Genomic DNA, 16923 nt, shown 5'->3' on the forward strand with positions numbered 1-16923 from the left:
CCTCCTCTTCTGGGTTGAGCTGTTGCTGCACAGATCCTATGGTAACGCCCGGAGCTTAAATGCCGCTTACCCGATTCTTAACATTCTCTTAACTGGGTATGCGGCGGTTCGGCTTGCGGCGGCTTCAGCCTCGGCAGAGTCAGTCTAAATTCCGTACGGACCCCCGGCTCGCTCTGCGCATGGATCCGCCCTCCCTGCTTCTCCGCCAAAGCCCGGGCTATCGCAAGTCCGAGACCGCTTCCGCCCCCGGATGAGGTCCTGGAGAGGTCCCCCCGGTAAGTTCGCTCGAATATGCGCGTAAGGTCCGCCTCCCCAATTCCTGGCCCCCGGTCCCATACGCGCAGCGAATATTCTTCCGCCGCTTCGTCCACCTCCAGCCCCAAGACGCCTCCTTCCCTGCCGTACCTTACGGCATTCTCAAGCAGATTGGACAAGATCCGCTCGAGGCTGAAGCGGTCGGCAAGCACGCGGCACACCGTCTCCGGCAGGCAGAGCCGCGGTTCTATCCCGTGCTTCTGCAGCTCCGGCAGCCAGGCGATCAGGGCTTCTCTCGCCTGCTCGGCAAGATCCAGAGGCTCCGGCGTCAGGGACTGGTCGTCCGCATCCAGCTTCGCGAGCTGGAATGTTTCGTCCACGAGGCGTTTCAGGCGGCAGGCTTTCTTTGAGAGCACATCCATGTACTCCTCGCGGACCTCCCGGGTAGGCGCGATCTCGTCCCGGAGCGCATCAATATAGCCGATCATCGATGTAAGCGGCGTCCGGATGTCATGCGAGATATTGGACAGCAGGCTCTTCCTGGCCGCCTCGGAACGGACCGAGGCCGCCTGCACCTCGGCCAACCGTCCGATGAGTTCATTCACCGCGAAGACGGCCTCTTTCCAAACGCTATCTCCCCGGGCCAACAGGCGGGCGCTCCCGTGGCCTGCCAATACCCGGCGCAGCTCGACTGTCCATCCGTGCAGTCCCGATCTCCGCCGGACACCTTGCCGGAGCAGCATCACGGCAAGAACGAGCAGGACTGTTCCCGAAGCGGCCCGTGCGGCCCCCTCGAACCCTGCCCACGAGTCGGTGAGCAGGAGACCGGCCAGAGCCAGCAGCTGCAGTCCGAACCAACACCCCTCCCGCTTATGCATCATGCGGCTCCTCCGCAAATTTGTAGCCGATCCCCCACACCGTCTGAATCCGCTGCGGGTCGGACGGATCATCTTCAATCTTCTTCCGCAGCTTGCGGATATGCACCATGACCGTATTGTCGTCCTCGAGATAATCGCTGTCCCACACCTGCCGGAACAGCTGCGTCTTCGTGAACACGCGCTGGGGATGAGTGGCGAACAGCTTCAGAAGCTGGAATTCCTTGGCCGTAAGGCCCACCTCCGTCCCATCCTTGGTTACGGTGTAATGGAGCGTGTCGATACATAAGTTCTTGAAGCGGAGAACACCGCTGTCCTGCATGCCTCCGTTCTCGCTGCCGAGGACCCGGTACCGGCGCAGGTGCGCTTTGATCCGGGCCACGAGCTCATGGATGCTGAACGGCTTCGTGATATAGTCATCGGCTCCGATAGAGAGTCCCAGCACCTTGTCGATCTCCTGATCCTTGGCGGTAAGCAGGAGGATGGGCACATTGGAGCGGGCCCGGATACTCCGGCACACTTCGATACCGTCTATCTTGGGCATCATGAGGTCGAGCAGCACCAGGCTGTAGGGACGCTGGCCGAACAAACGGAGCGCCTCTTCGCCGTCTCCCGCCAGGTCCACACGGTACGTTTCGCGTTCCAAATAAATTTGGAGTAAGTCTCGAATTTCCTTCTCATCGTCGGCAGCAAGCACCCGGATGTCTTCCATGGAGTTCACCCTCTTCTCTTTATAGCATCGACCAAGCGGCCAATCCTCTGACGGGACATCCCGGCCAAATGTTTCGAAGCCCGCAATCTTGCCTTAGTAAAAAACAAAGGGCTGCCCAGCGGCAGCCCTCCAATCGAACTTTAATCCATTAACTCTACCTTGACCGACTTGTACCGAGTCAAATCGCCCTTCCCTACAAGCACGGTATACATCGGATCCGTCTTCTGGTCAAAGGTGGTATGGATGGTGTCCAGCGTGTTCCCGCTCTCATCCAGGAAGGAAATCCGAACGGTCTGCGCAGGGATCGTCCCCGCAAAATTCACCGTATTGAGCAAGGCGCGCATCACGGTATAATCGCCCGATCTCTCCATGTTCAGGACGCCGAAGGCCACCATACCGGTCGGATCCTGGATCAAGGGGCCGGCCGGATCGTAGAATGGACGCGGACTGGGCTGGGTCTTCTCCAAGGTAACGACAGCATAACCGGACACATCTGTCTGGCTTGCCGCCTGCAGGCTCACGATCTGTTCTTTCTGGAGCGCGGCGCCGTCGACCTTGTAAGGCACTTTCTCCATCACTTCCCCTTTGTCGTTCCAGAACACGAGCGTACCGGAGACCGTAGTGCTCGAGTTATCGGTGTCCGGGTTCATCGACTGTATGGCATCCAGGAATTTATGATCCCATGCATCCTGTCCGATGTAGAGCTTCCCGCTGATCGTCGAACCGCTGCCGGCTTGCGCAACCGTAAGGTGCCCCGCCTTCGTGTAGCGATTATTCACATCTACGATGTCCAACCCGCTATCGATCGTGATCGTCTTCGAAGTCTCATCATAGGCGACGGCAGCCCCCAGACTCTCGGATACAAACCTTACCGGCACATAGGCGCTTCCGTTATAATTCAAGGTCTCATATGAGGTAGCCGCTTTGTCTTCCCCATTGATCACAAACGCCGCCGGAAACAAGTAGGCCTGAATCGTAGTGGAAGCATATACAGCTGTCGTGGCCGTCAAAGCAGCTCCGCAGGCTATGCCCATCATAAACTTGTTCATTGCCAATCCCTCCCCTCCCATTTTCCGGACAGCCTGGCGATGGCGTTATCTCGGCAGGGTGAACTCCGCCGTAGCTTCTTTGAACAGCCTTTTGCCGTCCGTGCCCGTGAACGGTCCGAACTCGAGACCGAATGCCTTGTAGAGGCCGAACTCATCCTTGCGGAATAGAAAGACATGGTACTTGGTCGCCCCGCCGCCCGGCTTCACCTCATCGGGATCTCGCGGCTCGACCAATCCCTGGGAGAGCGCCGTACCGCGGTTCCCATCCACATGAAGCTTGGAGCCGGTCGAGAACAGGCTCAGCGCCGTATCCGACGGGTTGTCGATCAGCAGCTTGACGGTAACCGCCACAATCCCGTTCTCGCCGAAGGTCTTGAACCTCGCCTGATTGGCTGCAGTCGGAATGACTTCCGTATATTGGACGCCGTCCAAGGTGATCTTGACATCGCCGATCTGCTTCGTCTCCCCGATTCCGGTCTTCTCGAAGATCATCTTCTTATCGGCCAGGTTGTCCGTGGTCAGACGGTCCGGATAGAACTTCGGTTCGCTCGCGGCCTGCTGCTTCTGCTCCTCGCTGTAAGTGAAATCGAAGGTGGCATCGCCTTTGAAACTCCCCTTGAACTGGTCGTTGTCCGAGGCTCCCCCTTCAATGATGAATTTGGGTTTCACCGACTTCAGGGATGCGAATTCCTCATGGGTCAATGTGAAGGAGATCAGCCCCGTAATCTTCTCGCCTGAGGCGAATTTCGAGGCTTCCGTCTCCTGCTTGGATTTCAGCTGATCTTCCTTGCGGATGAACGTGCGGTTGCTATCGTTAGGGACATAATCGCTCGACTTGCTGACCTGAATCCGATAGTTATTGTTATAGTACATCGCCTTGCCTGAGCCATTATCGAGCGTCACCTTGGCTGTCACCACATAACCTTCGGTTTGATTCTCGAACGGAATGGAGGCCACCCGCTTGTTCATATCCGTTACTTTTACGATTTGATATTCTTCGACGGTAACCTTGAAGCCATCCATATTGTGGGTATAGCCTGGCGCTTGGTTCGTATAGATGACTTCAACGTTACCCTCCGATTCCACAGCGATGTTCGGATTGAGCGGGCTGCCCCCGCTGCCCCCGCTCGATGAAGCGGCTTCCGGCTTCTTTGTGCTGGCGGCGGCAGTCTCCTTCTTCGGTTCGGCGGCCGGCGTTGCGGCAGCGTTCTTAGCCAGCTCCTGAGCAGGCGCGGGCGCCTCCGCCTGCTGGTTTGCGCCGCACGCTGTGAGCAGCAGCACCGCCGAGAGGAGTATGCTCGATACGACTTGTTTCTTCATCATGATGTCCCAATCTTTCTGATTATGTATTTGAACGAAGTTCAATAGTATATTGTGACGAACATTACCATGAAAAGGAATAGGCGATAGAACCCATTATTTTGATGAATGAGGGAGAACCGTGTAGGATTTTATCGAAAACCATTGCATCTTCTGCATGCCAGGACTGATTTTATCTTGGATCCGTCTTGATTTTATCTTTAACCAGTCTTAGCGTCCACACGATATAATGAATGACAATCACATTATCGACTGCCCAGATCCACAGCGGATAAATGTTCAGCTTCCCGTATTCCACATTGAGATACACCAGCCACACATACCCTAATCCCCTGACCACCTGAACCCATGGGGAATCCTTCTGCGGCAGAAGGAGGGAATACGAAATACCGGAGTCTCGGTTAGGGGCCACCGCGAAATAATACAGCACCGCATACAGCACGGCATTCAGCATCAGAAAGAACAGGGGAATCACAACAATGACGATAGCCAGACCCGCTACGTTGTCCACCCCTTCCGGCACGAGCATGCCGGCGACCAACTGGGCTATGAGGCGGAAGTAAGCCGTTACGGGCGCCACAAGGGCAACGAGCAGGCTGAAGACAAAAAATACCCCCCGGTTCATGCCCCTGCCTCCGATTCTTGCCTAGTCCCCGTGCAGAATCCCTCTGCCATTTGCACCACTCCCTTTATTCCATAATATACCATATACGGACAAGCCCTGTGGTACAAGATACACGGCTTCGCCGCCCTTGAAAGGACGATGCGCGTTTATAAGAAATACAAGAAGACAGGATCGGACTCTGGCTGGCGAGATATAAATTCTAGTATTATCAAAAAAAAGCGGCCCCGAGACACCTTCCCGGTTGGCCGCTTCTTCAGGCTATTCATTAGCTCGGATGGAGCCTGACTTACTTGCTGCTGCCCCGGTAGACGGCGGTTCGAAGCTCCCCTATATAGGCTTCCAGATAAGGCATGCCGGACTCCATGGCCTGCCGCACCGACAGCTCCACATCATATGGCACACGGGTGAACTGGACCGTCAGCGGGGCGGGAGTCTCGCTCTCCCATACGCCTTCCAGAATCGCATAGGAAGCCTGGGGCAGATCCAGCGGATTCCCTACGCTGCCCGCATTGAATAGAAGCTTCCCGCCCAGATGCTGCATGTAAGCCTGATGAATATCCCCGTAACCGGCCGCATCGGCCGGGATGGGGCGCTGGCAGTGCTCCGAAGAATCGAACAGCGACAGACGCCGGGCGGCGTCGTCCCAGGGTTGAATCCGTTCGTACAGGCTTCGCGGTGAAGCATGGAATAGCCGGACATACTTGCCGCTCATCCAGAACTCCGCCGAGAAGGGGAGCGAGGCCAAGTAGCTCATCCGCTCTTCCCCCAGCATTGACTGATGCCACTGAACCTCCGTGATCTCGCTGGGCTTCGACATAAACTCATCCCAGTTGCCCATAACCACCCGTTCGCACCGCTCCCGGATCAGGTCTACGCAGAGGTCCGAGCTGGGGCCTTTGCCAATGAGATCGCCAAGGCATATCACCCGCGCGATTCCCCGGGTATCGATATCTTCCAGTACCGCTTCCAGCGCAGGCAGATTCCCATGAATGTCGGATATAACGGCGATGCGTTCCATAGAGCAGTCCTCCCATCGAATAACAGCAAGCATGAATCCATGAGAGTAAAATACCACAACTCCCTAAGGTTTGCCCATACCACCGCCCCGGCAGGCATCTATGTGTGCAGCAGCGCCAAAAAACACCGCACCATGGATGCGATGTTCTGCAGGGAAACCCGGAATCTCTCTTATCCTTGCTGGACGGCACCCGAATCCATATAGAGAACTTCCCACAGGTGGCCGTCGGGGTCCTGGAAGCTCCACGAATACATGAAGCCGTGATCTATCGGTTCGTTGGAAGGCTTGCCGCCTGCAGCCAGCGCCCGGTTCACGATGTCGTCCACCGCTTCCCTGCTCTCGGCGGACAGGGCCAGAATAACTTCCGAGCTCCGGGAAGCATCGCTGATCTCCTTGCCCGTGAAAGACTGGAACTTGCTCTCCACAAGCAGCATGACGTAGATATGCTCGCTGATCACCATACAAGTGGCTGTCTCGTCAGTGAACTGCGCATTGAATTCGAAGCCTACGGAAGTAAAAAAAGCGACAGAACGATCCAAGTCTTTTACCGGTAAATTCACAAAGATTTGTTCGGCTCTCAGTGCCATCGGGCATCACCTCATGGTAGGATGGTTTGCTTTCTTGCCGGCTTGTCTCTCGCTGTCTTCCTCCTAAGTATACCATGAAGGGGACGCCCGGTTTCTTACGGATTGCGGTAAGTACAGACAGGCCTGCGCCAGAACGGATCGCGGGCGCAGTCGAAGACCCCATCCAAGCCTGGACGGGGTCCCCGGGTATTCTATGGATTCCAAGCGCCTGCTCTCCTGCATAGGGCGAAAAGAAGGTCTTACGTATGGATCGGTGTTACGTATGGATGTGTCTTACGTATCAATCTCCGCCGCCGTCAGTGTTCCCTCATTGATTGTGATCGTGATATTGCCCGCTCCCGGAATGGTTCCCGTAGCACGCAGCGTATACGTATGCGTGCCTACAGCCGCCCCCATATCGCAGCAGGTCAGGGCCGTCGTGATCGGACTGTTGGCCGACACCGGCGTGTCGCTTGCCGTACATAAGACCGTCGTCCCGTCCCGGAGGATGCTGAATGCAATCGTAGGACTCGCCGCGCTGGGCGTCCATGTGGCATAGGCGGTCAGCCAGACGATGTTACCGGGTTCGTCTACCGTGATCGTCACGGATGCCAGGTCAGCAATAGGCGCAGCCGTTGTCAGTACGATCCCGCCGAACTCCGCACATTCAAATTCGATGAAGATCCCGGAAGTACCCGGCGGTCCGGCAGGGCCTGCCGGTCCCGTCGGTCCTGTAGCGCCTGTCGGACCTGTCGGTCCCTGTGGTCCCGGAGGGCCGGGAGGGCCTGGTAATCTACCCATAGTCGCGTTCACGCTCCTTCGCATGATAGAGAATCCTTGGCCCCATACGGAAGGTGATCCTTCGCCTTCCGGCTGGTATCAAGGTCTACATGAGATTCTATGCCCGGCTGAATCGTTATATGCGCCCTCTTTTGGCCGCACAGTGTGCACCTGTCCATGCATATGCGCCATCCTCACATATGATATACAGACACCAATTGCACACGGAAGGAGGAATCCTCTTGAACCGGCATCCAGGCACGATCGGCATCCTGGTCGAGGACGACAAGCGAAGAAAGCCAGCCCTCCGGACCTACATGTTGCATAAGCCTGCCAGGATGAAGCTCGTATGCTTCACCCCCTCGTCTATCGACTGGAGGCGCAGACAAATCCGCTGCCTTCAGCTGAGGAACGGGAAGTGGACGGAGGGCCTCGTCCCCCTCCCCAAGCTGGTCTATAACCGCTGCTACCGGTTGGATGATGAGGTCAGAGACCGTCTCGAGCAGGCTATCGGCCCGGGGAAGCTGTTCAATCCTGCCAACCAATTCAACAAGCTGGATGTTCACCGGAGTTTGAGCCGCTGGCTCTCGCCTTACTTGCCGGACACCTGGGCTTACGACAGAGACACCGCCGCCCGGCTGCTAAGCGTTCACAAGCTCCTCTACCTGAAGCCCTGCAACGGACATATGGGCCAAGGCGTATACCGCGTAGCGCTGCAGGACTCAGGCGAAGTCCACGTGGCGGACCATCATACGACACCCCGGATCATCGCCGGCAGCATCGCCGGGTTTCAGGAAGAGATCGAACGCCTCATCGGCTCCACGCCTTACCTGATCCAGCAGGGAATTGAGGTGCGGCAGCTTCAGCACCGCCACTTCGATATCCGGATTCTCGCCCAAAAAAACAAAACGGGGCAATGGTCCGTAACCAATGCGGCCTCCCGGATCGCCTATCCAGGATGCTTCAATACGAGCGTCAGCGAGAAAGTGGTCTTGTCGAAAGAGGCGCTTGGCCGCCTCTATCCTGCCTCCGCTATCAAACCGATGATGAAAACGATGTATGATATCAGCTTGCGGGCCGCTGAGATTGTAGAGATGGATATCGGCAAACCGATGTGCGAGCTGAGCGTAGATATTGCCTTGGACGGCCAGGGGCATCCCTGGATTATCGAGATGAACGGCAAGCCCCAAAAGACGATGTACGCGGAACTGCGCCACACCCGGCGAGCCGTCTATTCCCGGCCGCTGGAGTACGCGAACTATCTCAGCCGCAGGTAAGGCACTGCAGATACCCCAGTATATGGGTAGATGCTTGGCAAGGTTACACGCCCGGATTTACTTGTGAAGAACAATACGCAAGATAAACGGCTTCGCCGTCCTTTAAGGACGGGCGCGTTTATTAGATATGTAAGATGACAGGATCGAGCTCTGGCGAGATATAAATTCTTAGCTATCAAGAAAAAGAGGCACACGTCGTGCCTCTTCTTTGGCATGGGGGACACATCGCAAGGCTGCCGCGTCTCGCAGGAAATATTTTATTGTATACATCCCTGACAGACTGTTGTCACCATCCCCGGCTTATAATAGGAACATAAGGCTCGAATGGAAGCCGCCTAGCCCCAAAGGAGATGTGACTATGACCTGTGCTGCTACGATGTACCAATACCATATTTGGGCCAACCGGACCCTGCTCGGCCGGCTGGACGAACTGCCCCAAGATGTCTACACCCAGGAGATCCGCAGCATCTTCCCCACGGTCTCCAAAGCCATGGCGCATATCTATACGACGGATTGTGCCTGGCTGAGCATCATGGACGGGAAGTCGATGAACGATGCCATAGCGGCCAGCGCCAGCATCCAAGCGGACGCGGAGCAGCGGAACGCCACAGAGCTGTCATCCCTGTTCGGCAGCTTGTCCGCGCAGTATGCCTCCTTCTTCGGTCGCGAGCCCGACTTGGAGAAGAAGCTCCTGCTCGATAATCCGTATGCCGGCATCCGGGAAACGAGTTTGTCCGAGATGGTGCTCCAAGTGGTGAACCACGGGACATATCACCGGGGGAACGTGTCGGCGATGCTCCGCCAGATGGGTCACGCCTCCACCATGACCGAGTATGCGCTCTTCTGGTATGCGGGCGGTTCGCCGGCTGAGGAACAAGGAGCTCCTGCTGTCTAAAGAGGGTGAAGATAGACACGAAGAAGAAGCCGGTGCAGCGTGCTGCCGGCTTCTTCTTCTGTGCCCGGTCGGTCCGGCCCTATGGGCCGCGGGCTGCGGCGTTACGTCCTCTCCTCATACCCATGCCTCGTTCCGATCGACAGCTCGCCCAGGACAAATAATTCGTACATTGATCTGTTGGCCTCCATCCTCTCTGGCTGCGGCACACTCTCCGAAGCCAGCGTACCTATCCATTCTATTATGGGAAGCCTCCCTAAGCCAAGTCCGCTTACCCTCGGCCCAGATCGTCACATGGAGGCCCTAAGCCTCCCTCCTCTCCCTTCCATAGAAAAGAACGGCCCCGGGAATGGGCCGTTCTTCAGAAGCGATGCAGCGGGGCCGGCGAGTTATCCCCGGAGGGAGGCGCCGCCCGTCCCCTTCGACGCTTTGGCTCTCAGGAGCGGACGGTAGCTGTCCAGATAGCCGAAGAGAAGGAAGACGTTCATGAGAAACAGGACGAGCGCGGGAAGCATTCCGGCCGGTTCGAGGAATAGATGGAAGAGCAGCATGTTCAGCGAGATCGGAACGAACAGGACGAGCGCCAGAGGTACGAACCGTCCCGTCAGCATCGACAACCCAACCAGCCCTTTCAGCAGCGTCACGATAAAGAGAATATAGCCGGCACCCGTCAGCCCCGCCATGAATTGCTTGGCCGCCTCGGGGTAATTGGCGGGGACGGAGGCTTCGATGAAGAAGCTCATCACCGCAAAGGCAAGCAGGAAGATCCCAAATAGCACCCTTACCACCAATACCGCTTTGTTCATTTCCATTCACACTCCTTCGGTCGTTTGGATTATAGGATCGCTCTCTTGTACGGGGACCCGGTGCTTCAGCATCCGGCTCACGAAGACAGCGGCTATGAAGAGGGATACGGCGGCCGAGACCGCGCTGATGAGGAACAAGGACGGGTACCCGAGGTATTGGGATACCCATCCGAGACCGATGGAGCCCAGCCCGATGCCCAGGTCGAACGCGGTCAGGAACGAGGCGTTCGCCGCTCCCTTGCGCTCCGGGTGGGCCATCCGGAGCACGGCCGCTTGAAGGGCCGGCTGCGATGCGCCTGTGCCCATTCCGTAGAGTACCGCAGCGGTGATCACGCCGGTCAGGCCGCCGGCGTTCCCAAGCACGACCAGGGCGGCGACCGTCAGGCCAAGGCCTGGTACGATCACGGCCAATTCGCCGCGCCGGTCCGACAGCGAGCCGGCCAGCGGGCGGATCAAGGTCAGCGTGATCGCATAGATCAGGAAGAAATGCCCCGCGTTCACACCGATGGACCCCGCAAAGAGCGGCAGGAAGGTTGTCACGCCTCCATAGGCGACGGCAAGGAAGAAGACGCCGGCGGCGATGGGGGCAAGCGACTTGTCGAAGAATACCATCCGCGCGGCCGCCTTAGGCCGAAACGGAATGCGGGCACCCAACGCCAGAAGGATCGAGACGGCGGACAGAGCCGCAGCGAATGCGAATAAATACGGATAGGAGAAATGCTCCAGCACCCACAATCCGAGCAATGGCCCGACCGCCATGGCAACCGTCATGGCCGTCCCCGACCAGCCCATGCCTTCCGCACGCCGGGAAGCCGGAATGCTGTCCGTGATCGAGGTGAAGATGGAAGTGGTCGTCACGGCCCAGCTTACGCCATGGAGCATCCGCAGCAGCATCAGCGCCGCAATGCCCGCCGCCCAGTCGTAGAGCACCATGCAGAGCGTGAACGCCGCCAGCCCCCAGAGGATGAACAGGCGTCTGCCGTACCGGTCCAGCAGGGCGCCGACCAGCGGCCGGAAGGCTACTGCGGCGATCGTGAAGGCACCGGCGGCCAGGCCGATCTGGCTGTCTGTGCCGCCCAGCTTCTGGATGTAAAGAGGCAGTGTCGGCAGCAGCAGATAAAATCCGGTGCCGAGAAACAGCATTGCCAAGGTCAATACAATGAAAGGTTTCGTCCATAACCGATCCATCTTATCCCTCCTCCAACTGCGTAAGCACATTTTTCCATTTTTACCGTATGATTACCCGAAGTGTTCTATGCAGAATGTCTGTCAGCACTGACTGTCATTCAAGCCTTAAAAAAACTAGAGAGCCCCCCCTCTAGCAAAAATCTCCACGCTCTCTTCGATGAACCCTTCGAGTGTGATGCCTGCGAACGCACCGCCGTTCTCCAGGTTGTTCATGAAGGCCCCGAACTGCATCATCAGGAAGGCCGCGGCCTGGAGCTCCGGATTCGGCACCACAGCCTTCCCCTTCCCGGTCATGGTCCTAAAATACTCGGTCAACCCCTCCATGAACTGCTGGGGATGCTTCCGTGTCATTTCCTGAAAGCCCGGCAGATGCCCTTCGTCCTTGATGCTGATCATAATCATCTTGCGGTTGCGGTTCATGAGGTCATGATACGTCCGGGAGATCAGACGCAGGTCCTGCCGCAGGTCTCCCACCAGCCTCTCCGCGAAAAGCTTCTTCATCTCCTCCCCATAGTGATACCGGTCGAACGCGGACTCCAGCAGATGCCGCTTCGTGCCGAACCGCCGGAACAGGGTTTTCTCGCTGAGTCCCGCGGCGGCTGCAATTTCCTTGGTCGATACGCCGTTGTATCCTTTGTCCGCTATAAGATCGATGGCCGCGAGCAGCAGCTTATCGTCGCTGCCCAGAGGGGTACTGCCGTTCATATGCTGTTCCTCCATTCCTGCAATGTCAGTGATCACTGTCATCCATCTTATGCCAAATGGTGCATAGCGTCAATAGGAGGACGCCCGATGTTTCAACACTACCGGATGGGGGTAATGATCCTATAAACAACTTCGCTGTTTATTTTGGATCATGGCCGGTCATCTTGTACTACATTCGCTCCTGCATCATATATGTAAGTAAAGGAGAGTGATGGTTGTCATGGATGATAAGTCAATGTACATCGTAACGGTAGACGATCAGGATCACTGCTTTGACACGTACGCCGAGTTCTGCAACTTCATGTCGGACAACAGTCAGGCCGTCATCAAGTGTATCGAGAAACGGGAAGATTAGACGCGCCTGCATCCCTCCGGCCGAAGATCTTCTCGCCCGCCCGTTCCCCCCACCCTCTATAAGGCTTAGCCGGCTTCGAAACTGAAGCGGCTAAGCCTTTTTTGGTGTGCCTTCAGGTTTTCTTAAGATAGATCTGCCCCCGCCCCAAGCAGGGTAGAAATGTAATCATGTCCTTGTGACGCTTGTCAAACCAATTCATGATCTTTCGTAACTAGGAAACGTGACGGTACATGAGTGACAATCGGATGAAGCGATTGACGCATGGTGCGTTGGCGGATCAATCTTGCTTTTCCAAATAACTCAACAGAGGTGGAAACAGAATGAGGAAGAAAATGTATGGCGGCCTGGCTTTATTGGTTAGTGCAGCATTATTGGCTGCAGGATGTGCAGGGAACGTTGGAAAGGAAGTGCAATCAAGGGAAACCGCCAGTTCTGCTCAACCGATCCAGAATAAGATCGTCCAATCCATTGAATCCCAGGTGAAGCCGTTGAAGACACTGGACCCGAACCAACCGTTCGATGATCTAAAGCCGCTTAAGAACATGATAGGGGCTGCCCATTACGTGGGGCTCGGGGAAAATAATCACGGAAGTTCCGAAATTTTCACGATGAAGTTTCGCCTTGTGAAGTATTTGGTCACCGAGATGGGCTTTACGAATTTCGCCATGGAAGAAGATTGGGGAAACGGATTAAAGCTCAACGATTACATCCAAACGGGACAAGGAGATCCCAGAGAATTTTTGAAGCTGCTGTATCCGACAGATGAAATTATAGCCATGGTGGAATGGATGAAGGATTATAATGCCAATTCATCGAACAAGAGCAAAATCCAGTTTATCGGACTTGACTTAAAGACACTGGATCCAAGCGTCTATGATAAAGTGATTGACTATGTGAAGCAGCATCACCCTGATGCACTGGCAGAAGTGGAAGAAAGTTATAAAGAGCTGCCTGCTGTGACTGGAAACTTGCAGGACTATATGAAGCTGGCTCCCGAGGCGAAAGAAAGGTTCAAGGTTGACGCTCAGAACGTAGTCCGGTTGCTCGATAACAAGACCAAGCAGGCAAACCCTGAGAACGGTTCAACCGAACTGATCTGGATAAGAGCAACGGCGAAGGCGATAGAGAATTTCACAACGATGATGAATGCAAGCGACTATCCAAGCCTATTGAAGCTGCATGAACAATTTTTAGCAGATCATGCCATGTGGGCCCAAGAGGCATTAGGCGGCAAAACGATGATTTGGGGACACAATATACATGTAGCCAAGGGCATCATCGATAAAAAGTTATACCCTGAAGGAGCCGGACAGTTTTTGAAAAATCGTCTAGGCGATCAATATGTCGTCATGGGCAGCACCACCACGGAGGGGAGTTACACCTTATACAGCCAATTCAGCTCTTCCAGCGACAACAAGCTTTCGACAAATCCGATTCCGCAGGATGAGAACAGTTCCAATGATACGTTGGGACAGGTCTCACATGAAATGTTTTTGTTGGATCATCGTCATCTCAAGGGGGAGGCAGAGCAATGGGTGAGAGAAAAGAGAGGGCTGCTGAGCCTTGGGGCACAAGTCGTCCCGAACGAGTCGCCATTCTTTGATGTGTCCCTCCTGGATCAGTTTGATCTTGTTTTACACATACGCCAAACCAGTCCGTCGCATATGAAGTAACTACCTTATGACAATCCCTGCTTGGGTCAACCAGGAATGGGATTGTTTTGCATCTTGTCCTATCTGTTTAGCACAAGCCGAACATGTCATATGACATTTTTACACTGGCAGGGTTGACGCAAGACGCCGTACGATGCGGATATAACACGGAGAGGAGCGATGAACCTCATGAAATCAGGTTTCATCCGGAATGGTTATTTTTTATTGTTCACTTTCGCTACAGGATTTTTTTACTTTTGCTTCTACCTGGTGGCTTTATCGTTCAGTTTAAGTCTTTCATTCACAGTCATCGGCATTCCCCTGGTTACCCGTGTATTGCGAACGACTACAGTGTTCATCCAGTTCGAACGGACGCAGACGAAAAGGTATACCGATATCACGACAGACCCTTATTACAGAAGAGCAGCAACGGGTGCATCGGTCTGGGCTCAATCCAAATTTGAGCTTACGGACCGCCGCAACTGGTCCGCCGTCTTTTGGTTAATGCGAAAATTCTTGATCGGACTCGTTAGTCTCGTCTGTGCAGCCGTGTTCTATGTGACCCCCCTTGCTTGCCTGTTGGCACCCTTATTGTACCGGCACATGGATATGAATTTCATGTTCCTGGAGGTCGACACCTTTGCGAAATCACTTCTTATCATGGCTGTGGGCGTGGTGCTTGCGGCCATAAGCTCCAGGCTGGCCGATGGTTTGGCGAAAAAAATCGGAGGCTATACGCGCAGCATGACCAGGCAGCTAAACCGATAGCTGTTTTGCTGCCGGTCTTTGCGATAGTGCTGGTGCCGCAGCCTAAATAACAACATAGGCACAGCCTTAAGGTTTAGACTATAATAGGATTGGAAATAAAACAGAAAGCCGCTTAGGGGTGGAACGACTTGTTGGATATGGTGAAACAGTGGGTTTGGTATGATTGGATTATGCTGGGGCTCCGCCTTATTACCAGCGTTTCGCTCATCCTCACGTCGATACGTTTTCAGGAGGGTTTGGCGCTGCCTCTGTGGATCGTCATTTTTTTAGAGATTGCCGTTTTCTCTATTCCATGGGTTTGTCTGCAGCTGAGCTACAAATATTATTTACTCACAGAAATCCTGCTGTTTGGCGGACTAAGTATTCATTTAACTTCGCTATTTCCGGAAGCCTATCTTACCTTCCTGGTATCCACGTTTCTGATCGCGGCGAACAGCGCGCAGCAGTCGTATCGCTGGACGGCCCCGGCAACCGTCTTTATATTGCCGGGAGTATTCTATGTGGTTGCGCCAAGCAACAGCTATTGGTTCATGGTCACCTACTATGGACTTGCTTATGTGATGGGATTCGCTTTTCATTTATTGATCGTCAACCATCGGCAGAATACTACGATCCGCAAGCAAAATAGGGTACTTGAGCAATATATGTCCCAAATCGAGCGCATCACGCTGGCAGAAGAACGGAACAGACTGTCGAGGGAACTCCACGATACGGTCGGCCATGCTTATACATCCCTCATCATGGGCATGGAAGCATTGCGCTCCGAGCTTGCTACCGACACCGGTACTCAGAGGCTCGATTCCTTGTTGGAGCTGGGCCGCAACAGTATCGAGGAAGTGAGGAGCTACTTGCATCAAATGGAGTCCGCGCAGCAGTCGCTTTCATTGGTCATGTCTTTGCAAAAGCTTGGGGATGAATTTCAGGAGCATGCCCAAGTCGGTGTAAGCTTCAGCGCGTACGGAGAGGAGTACCGGCTGTCCCGGCAAGCGAAGATGACCTTCATTCGCTGCTTGCAGGAGTCGCTTACCAATGCGGTTCGTCACGGCCAGGCCACGGAAATCACCGTTACTCTGCAATTCGAGCAGCAATATACGAGGCTCGAGGTGCAGGATAACGGAAGAGGGATGGAAGAATGGCGGGAGGGCTTTGGCATGAACGCGATGAAGGAGCGGGCGATGAATCTGCAGGGTCAAGTGTCCGTCTATACGAAGCCGGGAGACGGGACGCTTGTCGTCTGTAATTTGCCGAGAGCAGCGGACAAGGCGGACGAGCTTATTCGTCTGCTGGTGGCCGACGATCAACCGTTTTTTCGGGAAAGTCTGCGGACACTTTTCGGACATCACCAGGATTTAGACGTAGTCGGCTTGGCTGAGGATGGCGAGCAAGCCGTCGACCTGTGCGGATCTCTTCAGCCCCACGTAGTGCTTATGGATTTGGATATGCCGCGCTTAGACGGAGCGGAGGCCGCCAAATTGATCAAGCAGCAATGGCCGCATATCCGCGTATTGATTTTTACGACTTTTCAGGATACGGACCAAGCGTTGGACTTGCTGCGTAACGGCGCGGACGGGTTCCTCCTGAAATCGGCCGCTCCGCTTGAGCTGGCCGATACGATCCGGCTTGTTCACCGAGGAGGTACGTTGATCGATCAGGAGATGTCCCACAAAATATTCGAGAGATTCGATGGGAGCATGCCATCTCCGCAATTGAAAGCAGCCGCTGACTATGAGCTGACTGCCAGGGAAGTAGAAATATTGCAGCTAGTTGCCAAAGGACTGCGGTACAAGACGATCGCCTCCAGACTGAATTTGTCCGACGGTACAGTCAGAAACTACGCCTCCTCTGCCTATATCAAGCTGGGAGTACACAATAAGGAAGAGGCTTACCAGAAAGCATTGGACATCGGGATCATTCATTAGTTAGACGAGACGGTTCGATGGGAGCCGAACGATACAGGACGACTGGACACCCGGGCCGACGGCCAAGTGCCCTGCCCCGCATTCCGCGGAGCAGGGCTTATTTGACTCTCCTCATGTAAGCAGCTTTATGGGACGCTGCTTTTATTTATTGCTTTTTATTC

At 55.0% G+C, this 16923-nt stretch carries 17 protein-coding genes; 6 read left to right on the top strand and 11 right to left on the bottom strand.

Features of this window, described 5'->3' with window-relative positions:
- Nucleotides 1-77: 77 nt before the first annotated feature.
- The 8 genes from O9H32_RS15555 to O9H32_RS15590 form a co-directional block, all read right to left on the bottom strand.
- Nucleotides 78-1136: a sensor histidine kinase gene (locus O9H32_RS15555; protein WP_269867031.1), complete on the bottom strand. Its 1059-nt coding sequence runs from the start codon at nt 1134-1136 to the stop codon at nt 78-80.
- A complete protein-coding gene (locus O9H32_RS15560; RefSeq protein WP_269867032.1) occupies nt 1126-1842 on the bottom strand; it encodes a response regulator transcription factor in 717 nt (238 codons plus the stop codon). Before O9H32_RS15560 ends, O9H32_RS15555 begins: the two co-directional genes overlap by 11 nt.
- Nucleotides 1843-1982: 140 nt before the next feature.
- Complete coding sequence (locus O9H32_RS15565; RefSeq protein WP_269867033.1) at nt 1983-2891, bottom strand: stalk domain-containing protein; 909 nt, start codon at nt 2889-2891, stop codon at nt 1983-1985.
- Between the two features lie 45 nt (nt 2892-2936).
- On the bottom strand, nt 2937-4214 hold the full coding sequence (locus tag O9H32_RS15570; protein ID WP_269867034.1) for a DUF5068 domain-containing protein: 1278 nt from the start codon (nt 4212-4214) through the stop codon (nt 2937-2939).
- Nucleotides 4215-4383: 169 nt separating this feature from the next.
- Nucleotides 4384-4836, bottom strand: coding sequence for a hypothetical protein (locus O9H32_RS15575; RefSeq protein ID WP_269867035.1), 453 nt, complete (start codon nt 4834-4836; stop codon nt 4384-4386).
- 286 nt (nt 4837-5122) lie between these two features.
- Entirely contained in the window at nt 5123-5854 is a 732-nt protein-coding gene (locus O9H32_RS15580) for a metallophosphoesterase family protein (protein ID WP_269867036.1), read from the bottom strand.
- A 170-nt stretch (nt 5855-6024) separates the two neighbouring features.
- On the bottom strand, nt 6025-6441 hold the full coding sequence (locus O9H32_RS15585) for a VOC family protein (protein ID WP_269867037.1): 417 nt from the start codon (nt 6439-6441) through the stop codon (nt 6025-6027).
- A gap of 273 nt (nt 6442-6714) precedes the next feature.
- Nucleotides 6715-7221 carry a hypothetical protein gene (locus O9H32_RS15590; RefSeq protein WP_269867038.1) on the bottom strand — a complete coding sequence of 169 codons (507 nt, stop codon included), beginning with the start codon at nt 7219-7221 and terminating at the stop codon, nt 6715-6717.
- 221 nt (nt 7222-7442) lie between these two features.
- On the opposite strand from O9H32_RS15590, the gene O9H32_RS15595 reads away from it, so the two are divergent.
- A complete protein-coding gene (locus tag O9H32_RS15595) occupies nt 7443-8477 on the top strand; it encodes a YheC/YheD family endospore coat-associated protein (RefSeq protein ID WP_269867039.1) in 1035 nt (344 codons plus the stop codon).
- A 358-nt stretch (nt 8478-8835) separates the two neighbouring features.
- Nucleotides 8836-9372 (top strand): DinB family protein, encoded by a 537-nt coding sequence (locus tag O9H32_RS15600; RefSeq protein WP_269867040.1) that lies wholly within the window; start codon nt 8836-8838, stop codon nt 9370-9372.
- A 386-nt stretch (nt 9373-9758) separates the two neighbouring features.
- Here O9H32_RS15600 and O9H32_RS15605 read toward each other — a convergent pair whose 3' ends face one another.
- The 3 genes from O9H32_RS15605 to O9H32_RS15615 form a co-directional block, all read right to left on the bottom strand.
- Nucleotides 9759-10175 (bottom strand): hypothetical protein, encoded by a 417-nt coding sequence (locus O9H32_RS15605; protein WP_269867041.1) that lies wholly within the window; start codon nt 10173-10175, stop codon nt 9759-9761.
- 6 nt (nt 10176-10181) lie between these two features.
- Nucleotides 10182-11363 (bottom strand): MFS transporter, encoded by a 1182-nt coding sequence (locus tag O9H32_RS15610; protein WP_269867042.1) that lies wholly within the window; start codon nt 11361-11363, stop codon nt 10182-10184.
- A 114-nt stretch (nt 11364-11477) separates the two neighbouring features.
- Complete coding sequence (locus O9H32_RS15615) at nt 11478-12068, bottom strand: TetR/AcrR family transcriptional regulator (protein WP_269867043.1); 591 nt, start codon at nt 12066-12068, stop codon at nt 11478-11480.
- 220 nt (nt 12069-12288) lie between these two features.
- On the opposite strand from O9H32_RS15615, the gene O9H32_RS15620 reads away from it, so the two are divergent.
- The 4 genes from O9H32_RS15620 (at nt 12289) to O9H32_RS15635 (ending at nt 16762) form a co-directional block, all read left to right on the top strand.
- Complete coding sequence (locus O9H32_RS15620) at nt 12289-12423, top strand: hypothetical protein (RefSeq protein WP_269867044.1); 135 nt, start codon at nt 12289-12291, stop codon at nt 12421-12423.
- Between the two features lie 320 nt (nt 12424-12743).
- The gene (locus tag O9H32_RS15625) at nt 12744-14096 is read left to right on the top strand and encodes an erythromycin esterase family protein (protein WP_269867045.1); all 1353 of its coding nucleotides are present in this window, start codon (nt 12744-12746) and stop codon (nt 14094-14096) included.
- A gap of 168 nt (nt 14097-14264) precedes the next feature.
- A complete protein-coding gene (locus O9H32_RS15630) occupies nt 14265-14843 on the top strand; it encodes a sensor domain-containing protein (protein ID WP_269867046.1) in 579 nt (192 codons plus the stop codon).
- 128 nt (nt 14844-14971) lie between these two features.
- Entirely contained in the window at nt 14972-16762 is a 1791-nt protein-coding gene (locus tag O9H32_RS15635; RefSeq protein ID WP_269867047.1) for a helix-turn-helix transcriptional regulator, read from the top strand.
- Nucleotides 16763-16923: the final 161 nt, after the last annotated feature.

Source organism: Paenibacillus caseinilyticus (assembly GCF_027533645.1).
In the GTDB taxonomy this organism is placed as follows: domain Bacteria; phylum Bacillota; class Bacilli; order Paenibacillales; family NBRC-103111; genus Paenibacillus_G; species Paenibacillus_G caseinilyticus.

Excerpts from the sequence above, each read along its gene's own strand:
- O9H32_RS15555 (WP_269867031.1), bottom strand. The coding sequence starts at position 1,136 with ATGATGCATAAGCGGGAGGGGTGTTGGTTCGGACTGCAGCTGCTGGCT.
- O9H32_RS15560 (WP_269867032.1), bottom strand. The coding sequence starts at position 1,842 with ATGGAAGACATCCGGGTGCTTGCTGCCGACGATGAGAAGGAAATTCGA.
- O9H32_RS15565 (WP_269867033.1), bottom strand. The coding sequence starts at position 2,891 with ATGAACAAGTTTATGATGGGCATAGCCTGCGGAGCTGCTTTGACGGCC.
- O9H32_RS15570 (WP_269867034.1), bottom strand. The coding sequence starts at position 4,214 with ATGATGAAGAAACAAGTCGTATCGAGCATACTCCTCTCGGCGGTGCTG.
- O9H32_RS15575 (WP_269867035.1), bottom strand. The coding sequence starts at position 4,836 with ATGAACCGGGGGGTATTTTTTGTCTTCAGCCTGCTCGTTGCCCTTGTG.
- O9H32_RS15580 (WP_269867036.1), bottom strand. The coding sequence starts at position 5,854 with ATGGAACGCATCGCCGTTATATCCGACATTCATGGGAATCTGCCTGCG.
- O9H32_RS15585 (WP_269867037.1), bottom strand. The coding sequence starts at position 6,441 with ATGGCACTGAGAGCCGAACAAATCTTTGTGAATTTACCGGTAAAAGAC.
- O9H32_RS15590 (WP_269867038.1), bottom strand. The coding sequence starts at position 7,221 with ATGGGTAGATTACCAGGCCCTCCCGGCCCTCCGGGACCACAGGGACCG.
- O9H32_RS15600 (WP_269867040.1), top strand. The coding sequence starts at position 8,836 with ATGACCTGTGCTGCTACGATGTACCAATACCATATTTGGGCCAACCGG.
- O9H32_RS15605 (WP_269867041.1), bottom strand. The coding sequence starts at position 10,175 with ATGAACAAAGCGGTATTGGTGGTAAGGGTGCTATTTGGGATCTTCCTG.
- O9H32_RS15610 (WP_269867042.1), bottom strand. The coding sequence starts at position 11,363 with ATGGATCGGTTATGGACGAAACCTTTCATTGTATTGACCTTGGCAATG.
- O9H32_RS15615 (WP_269867043.1), bottom strand. The coding sequence starts at position 12,068 with ATGAACGGCAGTACCCCTCTGGGCAGCGACGATAAGCTGCTGCTCGCG.
- O9H32_RS15620 (WP_269867044.1), top strand. The coding sequence starts at position 12,289 with ATGGATGATAAGTCAATGTACATCGTAACGGTAGACGATCAGGATCAC.
- O9H32_RS15625 (WP_269867045.1), top strand. The coding sequence starts at position 12,744 with ATGAGGAAGAAAATGTATGGCGGCCTGGCTTTATTGGTTAGTGCAGCA.
- O9H32_RS15630 (WP_269867046.1), top strand. The coding sequence starts at position 14,265 with ATGAAATCAGGTTTCATCCGGAATGGTTATTTTTTATTGTTCACTTTC.